This window comes from Photobacterium sp. DA100, from assembly GCF_029223585.1.
Lineage (GTDB): Bacteria > Pseudomonadota > Gammaproteobacteria > Enterobacterales > Vibrionaceae > Photobacterium.
In genome coordinates, this window is record NZ_CP119423.1 from 319241 (window position 1) to 336244 (window position 17004).

Here is a 17004-nt window from a genome sequence, read left to right on the forward strand (position 1 = left end):
AGAAATAATATGAAACGTCAAGGCGGTTTTACGCTAATTGAAATGGTCGTTGTGATCGTTATTTTGGGTATCCTAGCTGTAACAGCAGCCCCTCGCTTTTTGAACCTGCAAGATGATGCTCGTAACTCTGCGTTACAAGGATTGAAAGGTGCAATTAATGGTGCTGCAGGTATTACTTATGGTAAAGCTGCTGTTGAAGGTAAAGAGCAAGATGAAGGTTCAACGCTAACAATTGACGGTGAAACTGTAAATATCGCTTATGGTTATCCTAAGGCAGACTCACTTGATAAAGTAGTGCAAGGACTAGCCGATTCTGAAGAATGGAAAGCTGTTTCCGCAGCAACACCAACTCAGGGTACAACTATCGCATACACACTGAAGGATTACTCTGTTCCAACAGGTGGTGCAACTAAGTGTTATGTTGAGTATGTACAGGCAACAGGTACAACAACTGACAAAGTTGCAAAAGTTACAGTGAAAGATTGTAAGTAACCAATATGCTATAGCGCTCCTCGGAGCGCTATTTATTCAGGGTGATAATTTTGATTATCGCCCTGAATAAATAGAGACCATAACAACCTTCCGGGTGATTGATGCCCCGACACGATTACCGAAAAAGCGCCGGTTTTACGCTTATCGAACTCATCATTGTCATCGTGCTGATTGGGATTATCAGCGTGACGGCGGCCTCGCGTCTGTTCGGCCGCAGCGGCTTCGATGCGGTGCTGGCCCGCGACCAAGCCATTGCCATTGCCCGCCAGATCCAACTGGTGGGGATGAACAGCCCCGTCGACCCAACAACGCCGAATACCTGTCTGGCCCTGGTGGTTAACCCGGCCGAATTTGGTAGCCAGGAGTGTGCCAGCAATAGCCACTCGACCCGCAAGTTGACGGCCGAGAACGACAGGGTCAATTTCATCTATTTCGATGGTGCCAACCATCAGCCCTCTGCCGCGATTTATTTCGATATGCTCGGGCGTCCGTCGGTGGTCAACAACCAGCAACTGCAGCGTATCTGCACCGCGTCGAGCTGCCGGGTGACGATGACGTCACGCAATGGCGAGCAGGCGAGCCTGTGTATCAACAGCGAGGGGTATATCAATGACTGCACGCTCTAAGATTAGCCGTCCTCGCACTTCCCATACGCTCCTAACACTTGGTAACCAGAGCGGTTTTACCCTGATTGAAGGGGTTATCACCATAGTGATCCTGGGGATTGCCATGGTGACCCTGACCAGTTTCCTGTTCCCGCAGGTCGAGCGTTCGGCCACGCCGTATTACCAGACACGCGCGGCGGCGATCGGCAATGCCTTTCTCAATGAAATCCTCTCGCGCCAGTTCGATGAATATTCTGACCCGTTTGGCGATAGCCAAGTGCGCTGCGGCGAAACCCATGAGGGGAAAACCTATACCTGCAGTGAGCCCAACGAGAGTGGCGTATGGCCGATAGACAAGGAGAGCGAGTACTTCGACTATGTGCTTCCCGGCAGCTCGCTGCCAGCCGGAAAAGGCCTGGTGGTGGCGATTGCCAATGATGTCGATGATTTCCATGGCTGCTGGGGGGACTTGTCTCTTTGCCATGAGCGCTATAACCACAACCGGTTGCCATGGCGCGGGGCGATAGAGAACCTCGTGGGTGATCAGGTGGCAGAGAGCGGCACTTATAACAATATGACGGTCAGCGTTGCAGTGAGTTACGACTCTCGCTTCGACACGGCGTATCCGGAGGAGACGCCTTTTCCCCATCAGCACAAGCGTGTTGTGGTCGAAGTCGATACCGGCCGCTACGGTAAGTACGATTTTGTCGCCTACCGGAGTAATTACTGATGGTTAAGCGCACCGCAATGAAGATGAGCCAAGGCTTCTCGTTGATGGAGATGATCATTGCCTTGGTGATCCTCGGCATTATTTCGTTGGCTATCGGCAGCTATCTGCAGCTGGGGGCGGAGGGCTATGTCAGCACCGTTAGCCGTGACCGGGTTCAGTCTCAGGCCCGTTTTGCCTTGGAGAAAATGACCCGCGAAATTCGCCATGCGGCCCCCAACAGCCTGGTGACCAGCTCTCAGTTCAGTGTGGCACCGACAGGGCGCTGCGTAAGTTTTTATCCGATTCACCTGGCCGGTTTTACCCTTGGCAATACGCGGACCACAAATGTTGAGTTAGTGCCTACTATTGGCTCGGAGTCTGAGTGGCAGGCGGTCGAGAGCGGTGACCAGTTAGCGTTGGCGGTTGGACTCGGGAATGCTGCAGAGTATGCCCTGCAACCTTATAAAATCCGCAGTGTTGATGCCGGAGCGGCAGGAAGTGGGACGGTATTGGTCAATGTCTCGGCTCCGCTTGAGAATCGCTCGCCTGCGAATCGGGCTTATGTATACGGCCAGCCGGTATCGTTCTGCCTGGAGGCCAATGTGCTGAGGCGAAAGTCTGGTAATTCCAGTGTGGTTATTGCCGAGCAGGTCTCGGGGTTTGATGTGGCCGTCAATGGCAAGGGCTTGGAAAACAATAGTATGGTGCATATTAATTTGGCTTTTCAAGATGGCCGGACGGGTGAGCACTTTCGCTACGAACACACAGTGCAGGTGATCAATGTTCTATAGCAGGCAGCGCGGCAGCGCGTTGGTGGTATCGCTGTTTATTATTACCGTGATGGGAGCTTTTGCCGCCGCCATGATCCGTATTGACTGGTCCGGGCAGGATACCACGGCCCGTGAAGTGTTCTCGACCCGTGCCTGGTACGCCGCCCATTCCGGCAACGAAATCGTATTGAGTAAACTGTTTCCGCTCGGGAGGAAGGCATCGGAGCCCCTGGCCTGTGACCAAACTTACAATTTCAACCAGGAAGCCGAGCTGTTCTCGTGCCAGGCATTGCAGGTTGTCTGTAAAAGCTATGCCTACAAAGACAACGGCAAGCCAGCGAAGAAATACCAACTAGAAAGTACCGCAACCTGCGGCACTGGGCAGTTTACAACGACCCGTACCCAAGAAGTGTGGGCGAAGGATTTAAAACAATGAAAAACATTATTTTTATATTGGTCACTTTGTTTTATTCGCTAAATACGCTGGCGGCGATGTCATGTCCGGAAAATACAAATCACGGATTTACCATTGGCTTTCATATCGATAACCCTTTCTCGCAACAGACCGGTTTTTCGTATGTAAAATCTACCCATAGCCATGGTAATAAAGAGAAAGAGCTGCAATATATTTGGACCAATAACCGCTCTTTTAGTAGTTATAACAAGATTATCGATCACTATATGGAGACATCGGGTACGTATGATGTCGTTTTGGACTTTGCTCCTGATAGCCATGGTTATGGCCTGCTTACATATTATGTAAATGATGGTATCAATGGCTGGCGAAAAGAAGAAAGTAAGGAGATTTACTTTTTAAAACAAGGGGCTATTACGGTCTCCTCTATCCAGATGGAACTTGACTGTGATGCACAGGTTCCTGATGTTGAGCCAGAGTATAGCCTAGATGCCAAGTTCCAGTTTGGTGTGCAAAATTGCACATCCAGTGAATGTGAAATTCCAATTAACAATGCTAGTGAATACACCATTAAACCATTGGTGTTTTTGATGCCGACCATCGAGCAGGGTTCGCCAGATAATGATCCCCCGGCAACAATGGCCGTGAAATCGGTCGATTTGTTGCAAGGAAAAGTGGTGATCGAGCAGATCTCTCCCGCTGGTATGGGGCCTGCCGAACAAATGAGCCGGATTAGTTATTTAATCATGGAGCCTGGCCGAGCTAATTTTTATGGCAAGGAAGTGATTGCCGGCTATGTTGATACGACTGAGTACCAGGCGGCTTCTGGCAATGGGCGGGGTTGGGAGCGAGGGATAAAATTTTCCGACTGGGGCGGGACGACTATCTTTAATCCTGTGGTTTTGACCCAGCAGCAAGCGCTAAACCGAGATGATATTTTTTCAACGTCGGCAATTAAAGGTGTTACCAGACAAGATTTGGATTTGGCTCTGGAGCTGGGACGTGGCACCGACGAGCCATCGAATAAACGACGGGTTGCTTTTTTAGCAAGTAGTGAAGGGACGGGAGTGACAAGCTCCGGCATGAAGTTTGAGTTTGGTCTTAAACATAATTTAAGCCAGGCCGGAACCCTCGCGCAGTCTTGCCAGAACTTACGGATCCCTTTTGCTAATCAGTACATCGGGCAGCCGGGTGTTGTGGGTATGAAGCAGACGCGAAATGGCGGTGATGGTGGTTGGATCCGCCGTTGCGAGCTAACACCAACTGACTTCAGCTTTGTTTTTGATGAAGACACTTTGGATAGCCGCAAGCATCGCACCGCGGAAGATATTGGCTTCTTTGCTTTTGAGCTTCCACAGCAGGATATTGAGCTTGATATTTGTAAGTATGTGCCACAAGAGTTGGTATCTAACGCTTATCCGGCTGGGGTGCCCCATGGTTCGCTGAATATTACCCCGGGAACCGGCAGTAATGTCTATCTTAAATCTCCGCAGTTGGATGGAAACAAGAAAAATTGGTTTGCTTATCTTGCATACCAAGGCGGCGAAAGCTGTATAAATCCCGATGGCAGTGCCGCGCTATGTAAAGCAGACCCACAAAAAGTGTTTGATAACTACCCGCCTCAACTCGAGCCGTTTGAGGTTGTTTCTGGTTCATTAAATTGTACGGCGAACTGTGAACTATTCCGTGACAATAATTACCAGAACGTAAGCATTGGTTCGGGGGCTATCCTTACGCTGAATGAAGGTGAATACTGGTTCGAAAATATTGACTTTCTGGGAGCCGGGGCACGCTTGGAGGTTAATGGTAAAGCGATTGTCCATTATAAAACAATGCGATTTTCCAGCGGGGATATCTATATCAATGCACCGGCAGGAGTCGGTGGAACCAGCGAGAACTTACTCTTTATCGGCCATGGTAATAACTCGGCGATTTACCTCAATGGTGGGGTTAATAACTCACTGATTTATGCTTACTTCTATATTGAAGGCGTTAATTATGTCGGGGCTGATGGTAACCTCGTTCAAAGCATCGGTTTTGATATTGCAGGTAGTGATAATGAAGTCGCCGGAGGTATCGCTTCTCACAGTGTAGCGATATCGGGTTGGAGAAATAGTGTTCGTGGTCGCACTGAGCTGCAATGCGGTGGTGGCTCGCCAAATTATACGCTGATAGTGACACCAACTACTGACCTATCTCTTACCTGTGATCTTCAGGAGGTCGAGTTTACTGTCATGGACAGTGGCGGGATTGCAACCGACTTTGATGGCCAGTTAAGAATCACAACCAACTTGAGCCGTTCGGGCCAGGCACAGTGGTTTAGCAACAGCAATGGTACCGGCGCGGGAACGGATGCCAGCTTGCCTTATATCGCAACTCCTGTTGCAGGTAAGGTCAAACTATGGATGAAGAGTGATTTTGTCGGCAAAGTTGAGGTGACTGGTGTGATTGTCGATGACGATGCCGATCCGGCCTTTTCATCGCTAAGCTTCGTGCCTTTCCGGTTTGACATTAATGGTGGCCGTATCCCCGTCGTGGCCGGTAAACCTGCCAGTATTACGATTAAGGCAAAATCGTGCCGCGATGATAGCAATAGCGATGTGGCGGTCGGCTATCACGGCAAGCGTACATTGAAATTCGCTACGACCTATATCTCGCCAAGCCAGGGGATGACAAGTACCAACAGCCATCTGCTGCAACTTAAAGCGCCGGAGCACACTCAATGGCAGCAACAGGAGGTGGAGCTGACGTTTGATAGGGGCGTTGCCGATGCCCAGCTGCGTTATTTTGATGCGGGCAAGACTGCGCTGACTGTCCATGATCCTAACTGCACCTTGGAGCAGGGCTGCGAGATTCTGCCGCAAAGCAGGATGTTGACCCGATCGAATATCGGCAACTGGACCCGCCTCGAGGGGACACAATCAGTCTGGTCGCGACCGTATACCTTTGCTTCGTGCAATGCGGGTGAGCATTTAATCGAGTCGGCAAACGGCACGGCATATAGTCGTGACGCATTTGTTTCTGCTGGCGAGACGTTCAATGTTAAGGCAAAACCTGTCATTTGGCTTGCCGGTGATGCTGAGAATATTGATAGCAATGGCAATGCAACCTCAATGGTCGATAGCAGCAATATGTGTAGCCGGGCGGTCACGCCCGGTTTCTACGCCAGTGATGCCCCGCAAGCAACGGTTGCGCTCTCCATTCCGTCTGGAGAAGGCATCAAGCCGCACTCACCGACCGAGGCGGGGGCCGTCAGCGGTACCCTGACCAGTGCCCCGTTAAGTAACGAAGCGATAAAAAATAGCGATTTTACTGCCAAATGGGATGAGGTAGGCAGTATTGAGCTACGGGCATCGACCCAAGGCGAGTACCTGGGGATGGCAATGAATGTGGGCTACCGCCCGGTAGGCCGTTTTTATCCGTATCGATTCGCCATCGTATCGGCAGAGAGTAGCAAGCAATACCCATATGGTCAGTCGTTTGTCTACATGAACCAGCCAATGCCAGCCCGCTTCAAGGTTGAGGCTCAAAATGAAAAAGGGGACCCAACCAATAACTACGGTTATTTTGCGCCGACCAAGCAAGTTGGCTTGGAGATCGCGGCAATAGATACAGCGGTCGAACCGGGGTTAGTCAATGACTTGGGTGGGCGCATTGACTGGGGCGGTTTGCCTAACGCTTGGCAGAAGAGTTGGGAGGGGGCTTACACCACAGTTAATTGGTTTGACTTGGCCTTTAAGCGTGAGGTCAAAAGTGCCGCTTCACAAGATAAGGCGCTAACCACCGAGCCGGATGGCCCTTATGATGTTGCCCTGGGGATTATGCGTGAAGCGTTGAGTGTGGGGATGGCTGAGCGTATCGGCTACCCGGCAATCGATGTGGACAGGGTGCTGTTTCCTTGTGATTTGGTGCCGGATGGATGTCGCGATGCCGATTCGAGGGGAGTGATGGAGTTTGCTTCTTTCAATACTCGCTATGGCCGCATGGTGCTGGACGATGTCGCCGGCCGTTTTGATAGTGAACTGTCTATCCCGCTTCGAGTTGAGTACTGGGATGGTGTGGACTTTGTTACCAACAAACAAGACAGTCGTGCCGCTTTCGATGGAAAGCTGTTGTGCAAACAAATTCTTTCCCAGTCTGACACTGACGTGACAAGCACCTCGTACACTCAGGGATCAGGAAATGTACAATCAGGGGAGACTCGCTCCGGCGAGTTTGTTGCGGTGCCAACCGACGTGAAGGATGACGACGGTAATGCTGTGATTTATCGTGAGCAGGTGCGTTTCTGGCAGAAAGTGGTTAGCGATAAGCCAAAAGCGATAGATAATGAGCCTGAGATCCGCTGTGAGGCTGGATCGTCAGCGAATGGCAGCAGCTATCAGCCGTGGTTGACCTTCGATTGGCGCGGTAAAGGCGACGAGAGTCCGCACTCGACAGTGACCTTTGGTGCCTATCGCGGCAACGATCGGGTACTTTATCGCGGCGAAAAGGGCATTAATACAATGCTCGATTAAATAAAATGCCGATCTGTGGCAGGTTTGACAATCCTTGCCTTGTCTCGATCCGCACCCCTTGATACATTTAGCGCAATTTAACGAATTTGTGAGCTTGCAGGATTAGCCGAAGACTATGTTTAAAAAACTTCGTGGCATGTTTTCTAATGACCTGTCTATTGACTTGGGTACAGCCAATACCCTTATTTACGTCAAAGGACAGGGCATCGTACTGGATGAACCATCAGTAGTAGCGATCCGCCAGGATCGTGCCGGAGCAACCAAGAGTGTGGCCGCTGTCGGTCACGACGCCAAGCAGATGCTGGGCCGTACTCCGGGTAATATCGCGGCAATCCGTCCGATGAAAGACGGTGTTATCGCGGACTTTTATGTTACTGAGAAAATGCTGCAGCATTTTATCAAGCAGGTACATGACAATAGCCTGCTGCGTCCAAGCCCACGAGTTCTAGTTGCGGTTCCTTGTGGCTCTACTCAGGTTGAGCGCCGAGCTATCCGTGAATCTGCCCAGGGGGCCGGTGCACGCGAGGTGTACTTGATCGACGAGCCAATGGCGGCGGCGATCGGTGCGGGCATGCCAGTTTCTGAAGCAACCGGCTCGATGGTGATCGATATCGGTGGTGGTACCACAGAAGTAGCGGTTATCTCGCTGAACGGCGTGGTGTACTCATCGTCTGTCCGTATCGGTGGTGACCGCTTCGACGAAGCTATCATCAACTACGTGCGCCGTAACTACGGCAGCTTGATCGGTGAAGCGACCGCAGAGCGCATCAAGCACGAAATCGGCTCGGCTTACCCGGGCGATGAAGTTCGTGAGATTGAAGTTCGCGGCCGTAACCTTGCTGAAGGTGTGCCTCGCAGCTTTACCCTGAACTCCAACGAAATCCTAGAAGCGCTGCAAGAGCCGCTGACAGGTATCGTATCGGCGGTAATGGTGGCTCTTGAGCAGTGTCCGCCAGAGCTGGCATCGGATATCTCCGAGCGCGGTATGGTACTGACCGGTGGTGGTGCGCTACTGCGTGACCTAGACCGCCTACTGACCGAAGAAACCGGTATTCCAGTGGTTGTGGCCGACGAGCCGTTGACTTGTGTTGCCCGTGGCGGCGGCAAGGCCCTGGAAATGATCGACATGCACGGTGGCGATCTATTCAGCGAAGAATAATGCCCGCCTGGGCATATCGACAAACAGGTTATAGTGTTACATGAAACCTATCTTTGGCAGGGGCCCCTCCCTGCAACTGCGCCTGTTTCTTGCCATTTTACTGTCGGTTGGCCTTATGCTGGCCGACAGTCGTCTTGACGCCTTTGCCAACGTCCGTTACCTGCTCAATTCGGCCATCTCCCCGTTGCAATATGCGGCTAACCTGCCGCGTGATTTGCTCGGCGGTGTCTCCGGACAGTTCAGCTCGCACCGGCGTCTGCTGGCAGAAAACAAAGCCTTGCAACGTGATCTGCTGGTTCAGCAGAGTGATGTCTTGCTGCTCGAGCAGCTGAAACAGGAAAACCAGCGCCTGCGTGAGCTGCTGGGCTCGCCGTTTGTCCGTGATGAAAAGAAGCTGATTGCCGAGGTAATGGCGGTCGACTCCGATCCGTACAGCCATCAGGTGATGATCGACAAGGGGCGGGTAGACGGTGTCTATGAGGGCCAGCCGGTGATCAACGAAAAGGGGATTGTCGGTCAGGTCTCGTACGTAGGGGCTCACAACAGCCGGGTGCTGCTGCTGATTGACCCGTCCCATGCGATCCCGGTGCAGGTTGTGCGCAATGATATCCGGGTGATTGCCTCGGGCAGTGGCCAGATTGACCAAATTCAGCTGGAGCATGTGCCAAGCAGTACCGATATCGAAGTGGGCGACTTGCTGGTGAGTTCGGGGTTGGGTGGCCGTTATCCGGAGGGCTATCCGGTGGCCAACGTCACGGAGTTCTCGTTTGATAACAAGCGCCCGTTTGCTCAAATCAAAGCAAGGCCGACGGTACAGTTCGACCGTCTGCGCTACCTGCTGCTGGTATGGCCGACCCCGCGTGAAACCTTGACTGAGGGAGAGTTCAATAGTGGCAAATAGTCGCGCTAACGGCCGAATTTGGATTTGGCTGTCGTTTCTGATTGCGCTGATCCTGCAGGCTGCCCCTTGGCCGGGGGAGCTGGAACCATTCCGCCCGTCATGGGTTGTCTTGGTCGCGTTTTACTGGGTCTTGGCCTTGCCGCACCGGGTGAACGTCGGGACGGCATTGATCCTCGGTTTGCTGTGGGATCTGATGCTCGGCTCGACCCTTGGGGTCAGGGGGCTGATGATGGCAGTGCTTTGCTATATTGTTGCGCTGAACTTCCAGGTGCTGCGTAATCTATCATTATGGCAGCAGGCTCTGCTGGTGGGGCTGCTGACATTGGGCGGTAAGCTGGTTGAGTTCTGGGCCGAATACCTGGTTTCGGTGATCACTTTTGATCCGGAGAGGTTGTGGGCCGTGCTACTTAACTTCTTGTTATGGCCATGGTTATTCCTGCTGTTGCGACGGATGCGTCGCAAGCTCTCAATTCGTTAAATTAGTTTCCCAATGGGATCCGTTCAGTGCTAGGGTGTAACCAAACACATCGAACGTGCTTCGAATGGATCACATTGATTTATCACACAAAACCAAATGAATGATATCATGTCGACACCGCAACTGTATTTGGCCTCTGGCTCTCCGCGCCGTAAAGAACTTCTGACCCAGCTTGGCTACCAGTTTGAGCGGGTCGTGGTGGATGTTGAAGAGCAGCACCAGGCCGGTGAAACGCCCGCCGACTATGTCCAGCGCCTGTCGGTGGACAAGGCTTTGGCCGGAGTCGCGGAGGTCGGCGGCAAGGCACCCGTACTGGGGGCCGACACCATCGTGGTGGCGGGTGATCGTATCTTGGAAAAGCCCAAGGATTTTGACGATGCCCAGCAGATGCTGCGCCTGCTTTCCGGCACGCGCCATCAGGTGATGACGGCAGTGACCGTGGCCAGCGAAGCGCGCCGGGAAACACGTCTGGTGGTGACCGACGTGTGGTTCAAGACGCTGTCAGATAAAGAAATCGAAGACTACTGGCACAGTGGTGAGCCGCAGGACAAAGCAGGGAGCTACGGCATTCAGGGGATTGGCGGCAAGTTCGTCGAGCGTATCGATGGCAGTTATTATGCTGTGGTGGGGTTACCTTTGGTGGAAACCGACATCATGGTTCAAGACTTTTTAGATTTATCAATTTAGAGGCAACCATGAGCACTGAGCTGCTAATTAACGTAACCCCGAGTGAAACGCGAGTCGCCATGATCGAGTCCGGGACCTTGCAGGAAGTTCATATCGAACGTGAATCCAAGCGGGGGATTGTCGGCAATATTTACAAGGGGCGCGTCAGCCGCGTCCTGCCGGGGATGCAGGCGGCCTTTGTCGATATCGGCCTTGAAAAAGCCGCATTCCTGCACGCGTCGGATATTGTTCCGCATACCGAGTGTGTGGCGGAAAACGAAAAACAGCAGTTTCAGGTTCGTGACATTTCAGAACTGGTCCGCCAGGGCCAGGATCTGGTGGTGCAGGTGGTCAAAGACCCATTGGGTACCAAGGGCGCACGCCTGACCACTGATGTCACCTTGCCATCCCGCTACTTGGTATTTATGCCGGGGGCGAGCCATGTCGGCGTTTCGCAGCGTATCGAAAGCGAAGAGGAGCGTGAGCGCCTGAAAGCCGTCGTTAACGAGTACTGCGACGATCTGGGCGGCTTCATTATCCGTACCGCCGCCGAAGGGGCAACGGATGAAGAAATGGCGCAGGATGCCGCATTCCTCAAGCATTTGTGGCGCAAAGTGCTCGAACGTCGCGCTAAATACAAGCCGAAATCCATGCTCTACGGTGAGCTTGGCCTGGCGCAGCGTATCTTGCGTGACTTTGTCGGTACCGAACTTGACTGTATCCAGGTTGACTCCCGTTTGGGCTACGAGAAGCTCAAGGAGTTTACCGATGAGTTTGTACCTGAACTGAGCGATAAGCTGGATTACTATGCCGGCGAGCAGCCGATTTTTGATTTGTTCGATACCGAAAATGAAATCCAGCGCTCGCTGGACCGCAAGGTAGAACTGAAATCAGGCGGTTACCTGATCATCGACCAAACCGAAGCGATGACCACGGTCGATATCAACACTGGTGCCTTTGTCGGTCGCCGTAACCTTGAAGAGACGATCTTCAATACCAATATCGAAGCTACCAAGGCCATTGCCCGCCAGCTTCGCCTGCGCAACCTAGGCGGGATCATCATTATCGACTTTATCGATATGGCCCACGACGATCACCGTCGCCGGGTATTGATGGCGTTGGAGCAGGCCTTGTCCTACGATAGGGTTAAGACCAATATTAACGGCTTCACCCAGCTGGGCCTGGTCGAAATGACCCGTAAGCGTACCCGCGAGAGTATCGAGCACGTCTTGTGTGACACCTGTCCGACCTGTGAAGGGCGCGGCACCGTGAAAACGGTGGAAAGTGTCTGCTATGAAATTCTGCGTGAAATTACCCGGGTCAACCGTGCCTACGATGCCGATCGGTTTGTCGTCTATGTGTCTCCGGCTGTGGCCGAAGCCCTCGCCGGCGATGAGTACCATGCCCTTGCCGAGCTGGAAGTGTTCATTGGCAAGCAGGTGAAAATCAAAGCGGAGCCGCTGTACGTTCAAGAACAGTTTGACGTCGTGATGATGTAAGCGGAGCAATACAGAGTGACAACAGTTCCAGTTCGGCTGGCACGTGGATTGATGTGGCTGGTACTGACAGTGTTGGTACTGGCCGCTGTTGCGATTAGCGGTCTGCGATTTTATCTTCCCCAGCTCAATGATTACCGTGAACCTATCCGCCAATGGGCCTCGGCGCAGATTGATATGGATCTCGAGGTTGACTTGGTTGAGGGGCACTGGCGCAACTTTGGCCCATCATTGGTGCTGCAAGGGGTGAAGGTTAACCTGCCGGGGGCTCCCGAGTCGCTGGTCAAGGTGGGCGATGTCTCGATGCAGCTCGATATGCTGGGTTCGGTACTGAGTCTCCGCCCGGTCTTCCAGGATATCCGCATTGATGAGCTGAGCCTGGATCTCACCCGTCTATCGGGCAGCGGGAGCGACGATAGCGCCAGCTCCGAGCGCAGCCAAATGGCGACCATCGAGCGGATTGAGGAGTTGCTGTTTGTCCAGCTGGGCCAGTTTTCGGTCCGCAATTCCGATATTACTCTGATGTCACCGGCCGATGAGAAGCTGACGGTCGACATCAAGGAGCTGAAGTGGGATACCCATAACCGTCAGCGCCGGGCGGAAGGGATTGTCAGTATTGCCGATACCCATTTCAGCCAAATGCAAGTGATTGCTAACCTTTCCGATAACCAGTCATGGGCCAAGATGTCCGGTGACATCTACCTGCAGGCGCGCAATCTGTCGGTAACGCCATGGCTTAACAAGCAGCACCTGACCGATGCCAATATTAGCGGCAGTAACCTCAATGCCGAGATCTGGCTGACCCTGTCGAACGGTGCCCTACAGCAGAGCCTGGCTAAGTTTGATGATAGCTTCTTGCGCTGGCAGCTCGGCGAAGACAAGCACCAGTTCCGGGTGAGGCAGGGCTTGGTGAAGCTGCAGCCGCTGGAAAATGAGAACGGCGAGCCGGGCTGGCGTATCGACAGTGATCAGATGGTATTGGAGACCGATGGTACTCCTTGGCCAGCCTTTGATATCGCAGCTCGCTGGCTGCCTGATGACTGGATCCTGGCTGCGAGTAACCTTTCTCTCGAGAACCTGCAGCCGTTTGTCACTTTCTTACCCGATGACAGTGAGCTGGTGGATGTATTATCGACGTTGCAGCCTTCTGGCCAGATCAGCGATATCCGTGTGGCTAGCAGCGCGGGCAATGCGCCGCAGTTTTCTTTCCGTGTTAGCCAGCTTGGCCTGAAGCAGTGGGAATTGCTGCCGGGGATCCACAAACTGGATGCGGTTGTGGCCGGTGACACCCAGGGTGGCCGTGCCATAGTGAACCTGCAAGATGATGAACTGCCGTACGGCGAAGTCTTCCAGGCACCGCTCAAAATCAAAGCTGCGGATGTGACCGCTTACTGGCAGGTTGGGGATGATGGCTGGCGTTTGTGGAGCGACAAAATTGATGTGGCGACGCCACACCTCAAGGTGGACGGCCAGTTCCGGCTGGACTTCCCGGCCGATGCCCCGTCTTGGCTGTCATTCTATGGTGAAGCCAGCCTGAATAATGCCGGCGAAACCTGGCGCTACCTGCCGACTTTGGCGCTGGGCCGCAGTTTGACCGACTACTTGTCGGCGGCGATCCGCGGTGGTCAGGCCAAATCGGCCCAGTTGCTGTGGTACGGCGAGCTGGCCGATTTCCCCTATGGCAACCATGACGGGGTATTCCAGGCATTTGTACCATTGCGCAATGGTAAATTCAGTTTCGATACCGCCTGGCCTGAGCTGACTGATCTCAAGCTTGATCTGTTGTTTGAAAATGACTTTATGTACCTCGATGCCACGCATGCCAAGACTATGGGGGCGACGGCCTCTAGAGTGACTGGCGATGCCGAGCTGAGCGGAGACGGGCACCTGAAATTGACGGTCGATGTGGCGGCGGATGGCGAGCAGGTACGGGACTACATGCTGGCGACCCCGCTGGTGGACTCGGTGGGGGCGGCGCTGACGACGGTGCAGGTCGGTGGCCCGGTGACCTCTCGGTTCAAGCTCGATATTCCTTTTGATGGCAGTGATGTTAGGGCGTGGGGCAGCGCCGAGTTGACGGACAACCAGGTACGCTTGGATGCGCCGCCGCTCTTCCTTGAAGGGGCTAGCGGAATTATCAGTTTCGATGATGATAAGGTCTCGGCGGAGCAAATCACGGCGAAGCTATTGGCGCAACCGGTGAATGTGGGCTTTACCGGCAACAGTGTGGCCGATGGCTACCGGGTCGATGTCGCGCTTGATGGTGACTGGCAGGTCGAGACCTTGCAGCAGCAGGTGCAGGACCCATTGCTGGCTGACGTAACGGGCCGAAGCCGTTGGCAGGGTACTGTCGGGGTTGATCTCAATGATACCGGCTTTGAATATCAAGTTGGTATTGAGGCGGCCCTGGCCCAGGCTGTGAGCACGCTGCCTTATCCGCTAGCTCTGGCTGCCGGTAGCCCGGAGGTGTTCAAGCTGGATGTCACCGGCAACGGGCAAGCTCTGGTCGGTAAGGCGTCCCTGCCTGGGGTGGCGTATCAAGCCAAGATTAATCTGGCAGAGGAAAAGCTCAAAATCGATGCTAGCCAAATGGCGATTGGTCCCACCGCCTTACTGCCGCTCAAACATGGTGAGCATGGCTTGGATATTGTGGCCGACCAGGTCGATGGCGACCGCTGGGTTGAGCTGATTTCGGCGGTACATGACAAGGTCGAAGCCGAGGCGGCAGCTGGCGGTGTGTCTGTCAAACCGGATATTCCTGTTCCCACACGGATTGAAGCCAAGGTTCGCCAGCTGAAATTGGCGTCATTGGACTGGAATCGGGTCGACTTTTCGGCCGATCGGCTGGCCGATATCTGGCGTTTTCATCTCGACAGCCGGGAGGCAAAAGGCCAAGCGCGTTGGCCGGAAGGGCTACCGTTGGATTTGACTATCGATAGTTTCCACTTGAACTTGCCGCAAGTTGGCGGTGCCGAGCCGAAGGAAAAGTACCGGCCCCAGCGCGATGTGCCGGCGGCGACCGATTTTGATCGTAGTATGATGGCAAATATGCCGGAAATCGATCTGGTGCTGCACGATGCTTGGTTGCAGGGCTACAGTCTCGGTGAGGTGTCCGGCAAGCTGCGCCGTGAGGGCAATATGCTGGAGCTGAGAAACTTCACGGTCGACTCTGGGGCCACGTCGCTCAATCTTGATGGCCACTGGAGCCTTGATGGCGATCGCAGCGAGACCCAGATTGCATTTGATATTGATGGCCAGAACAGTTCGGATCTGATGGGGCGCTTTGGGATTACTGGCGGGATCCAGGGGGCAAAATTCAGCACCTACGCTTCTATTCAGTGGCAAGGTGCGCCTTGGTCCATGCACCGTGAAACCTTAACCGGCGAGCTGAAGTCGGAAACCGGGCAGGGGATCATCAGTGATATCGGTGGTGCCGGTCGCCTGCTGGGCTTGTTCAGCATTGATTCGCTGATCCGCCGGATGCAGCTCGACTTCTCGGGGATTTTCGACGAGGGCCTGGCTTTCAACTATATCCGGGGGAGCGGGCGAATTGAAAATGGCCAGTTTGAGACCGACAATATTAAGATGCAGGCACTTGCGGGTGACATGTTTATTCGCGGAAGTGCTAATCTTGTCAATGAGACAGTGGATGCGAGGGTGAGATTCATTCCTGATTTTACATCAGGAATTCCAGTGCTTACCGCGTTTGCGGTGGCACCTCAAACCGCTATTTATGTCTTTGCTATCTCAACAGCACTCTCACCGGTTCTGGATGTCTTTACCCAAGTTAACTATGTGGTGAAAGGGCCGATTGACGCGCCGGTGGTGACCGAGCAGTCGCGCTTTACTGGCGAGTACAATGTTTCAGAGATGCTAAAAGGCAAAGATAAGGAAGCAAAATAACAACAATACCCGCCAAGCTACCGAGACAGGTAGCTTGATAGCGGCAGCAAAGGGAGAATGCAGATGGCTAAATTCGGTATTGTACAAATGACTTCGGGCGCGGATCCTCAAACCAACCTCAAACACCTGAAGCTGAAACTTAAGGGGCTGCAGCTGCAGGGGGCCAAACTGGTTGTCACACCGGAAAACTGCCTGGTATTTGGCTCCCGCGAGGATTACCTTGCCCATGCTGAGCCGCTGGGTGAGGGCCCGATGCAGGCCGAGGTGGCTGCTTTGGCCCGGCAATTGGGGATCTGGGTATTGATTGGCTCGATGCCTATCCGTCAGCTTGATGGAGCGATTACCACTACCGCCTTGCTGTTCGATGATCAGGGCCAGCTTCAGGGCCATTACGATAAGCTGCATATGTTTGATGTGGAAATCGACGATGCCCATCACAGCTATCGTGAATCTGACACTTTCCGCGCCGGCCGCGAAACCAAGGTGATCTCCACGCCATTTGGCAACATTGGTTTATCTATCTGCTATGATGTCAGGTTCCCGCAACTTTATGCTGCGTTGCGTGAGCAGGGTGCAGACATTATTGTGGTTCCTGCTGCTTTTACCAAAGTGACCGGTAAGGCGCACTGGGAGTTGCTGCTGCGTGCCCGCGCGGTGGAAACCCAGTGTTGGATGGTTGCTGCCGCACAGTGGGGAGAGCACAATGAGCAGCGGGAGACCTGGGGCCATTCGATGATTGTCGATCCCTGGGGGCAGGTTGTTGCTTGCCAGCAACAGGGCACCGGGGTGATGGTGGCCGATGTCGACCTTGATTTGAGCAAGGCGATCAGAACAAACATGCCACTTGTTGATCACGCAAGATTTAGTGTTCAGCAACGTGAAGGCTGACCGGCAGA

13 protein-coding genes are annotated in these 17004 nt (G+C 53.5%); all 13 read left to right on the forward strand.

Features of this window, described 5'->3' with window-relative positions; translation table 11 throughout:
• The first annotated feature begins 9 nt into the window (after window positions 1–9).
• The 13 genes from PTW35_RS01610 (at window position 10) to PTW35_RS01670 (ending at window position 16996) form a co-directional block, all read left to right on the forward strand.
• Window positions 10–492 carry a type II secretion system protein gene (locus PTW35_RS01610; RefSeq protein WP_281026293.1) on the forward strand — a complete coding sequence of 161 codons (483 nt, stop codon included), beginning with the start codon at window positions 10–12 and terminating at the stop codon, window positions 490–492.
• A gap of 101 nt (window positions 493–593) precedes the next feature.
• On the forward strand, window positions 594–1118 hold the full coding sequence (locus PTW35_RS01615) for a prepilin-type N-terminal cleavage/methylation domain-containing protein (protein WP_281026294.1): 525 nt from the start codon (window positions 594–596) through the stop codon (window positions 1116–1118).
• Window positions 1102–1827, forward strand: coding sequence for a prepilin-type N-terminal cleavage/methylation domain-containing protein (locus PTW35_RS01620; RefSeq protein ID WP_281026295.1), 726 nt, complete (start codon window positions 1102–1104; stop codon window positions 1825–1827). The genes PTW35_RS01615 and PTW35_RS01620 overlap by 17 nt, the downstream gene beginning before the upstream one ends.
• Complete coding sequence (locus tag PTW35_RS01625) at window positions 1827–2597, forward strand: prepilin-type N-terminal cleavage/methylation domain-containing protein (protein ID WP_281026296.1); 771 nt, start codon at window positions 1827–1829, stop codon at window positions 2595–2597. Before PTW35_RS01620 ends, PTW35_RS01625 begins: the two co-directional genes overlap by 1 nt.
• The gene (locus PTW35_RS01630) at window positions 2587–3012 is read left to right on the forward strand and encodes an MshP protein (protein ID WP_281026297.1); all 426 of its coding nucleotides are present in this window, start codon (window positions 2587–2589) and stop codon (window positions 3010–3012) included. Before PTW35_RS01625 ends, PTW35_RS01630 begins: the two co-directional genes overlap by 11 nt.
• A complete protein-coding gene (locus PTW35_RS01635) occupies window positions 3009–7505 on the forward strand; it encodes a DUF6701 domain-containing protein (protein WP_281026298.1) in 4497 nt (1498 codons plus the stop codon). The genes PTW35_RS01630 and PTW35_RS01635 overlap by 4 nt, the downstream gene beginning before the upstream one ends.
• A 115-nt stretch (window positions 7506–7620) precedes the next feature.
• Window positions 7621–8664 carry a rod shape-determining protein gene (locus PTW35_RS01640; protein WP_281026299.1) on the forward strand — a complete coding sequence of 348 codons (1044 nt, stop codon included), beginning with the start codon at window positions 7621–7623 and terminating at the stop codon, window positions 8662–8664.
• A 40-nt stretch (window positions 8665–8704) separates the two neighbouring features.
• Window positions 8705–9565 carry a rod shape-determining protein MreC gene (gene mreC, locus PTW35_RS01645; RefSeq protein ID WP_281026300.1) on the forward strand — a complete coding sequence of 287 codons (861 nt, stop codon included), beginning with the start codon at window positions 8705–8707 and terminating at the stop codon, window positions 9563–9565.
• Window positions 9555–10043, forward strand: coding sequence for a rod shape-determining protein MreD (mreD, locus tag PTW35_RS01650; protein WP_039464718.1), 489 nt, complete (start codon window positions 9555–9557; stop codon window positions 10041–10043). Before mreC ends, mreD begins: the two co-directional genes overlap by 11 nt.
• A gap of 108 nt (window positions 10044–10151) precedes the next feature.
• Window positions 10152–10730, forward strand: a complete 579-nt coding sequence (locus PTW35_RS01655; protein ID WP_044624359.1) for a Maf family protein — start codon at window positions 10152–10154, stop codon at window positions 10728–10730.
• 8 nt (window positions 10731–10738) lie between these two features.
• A complete protein-coding gene (gene rng, locus PTW35_RS01660; protein ID WP_039464716.1) occupies window positions 10739–12208 on the forward strand; it encodes a ribonuclease G in 1470 nt (489 codons plus the stop codon).
• A 15-nt stretch (window positions 12209–12223) separates the two neighbouring features.
• Window positions 12224–16108: a YhdP family protein gene (locus tag PTW35_RS01665; RefSeq protein ID WP_281026301.1), complete on the forward strand. Its 3885-nt coding sequence runs from the start codon at window positions 12224–12226 to the stop codon at window positions 16106–16108.
• 63 nt (window positions 16109–16171) lie between these two features.
• A complete protein-coding gene (locus PTW35_RS01670) occupies window positions 16172–16996 on the forward strand; it encodes a carbon-nitrogen hydrolase family protein (protein WP_044624360.1) in 825 nt (274 codons plus the stop codon).
• Window positions 16997–17004: the final 8 nt, after the last annotated feature.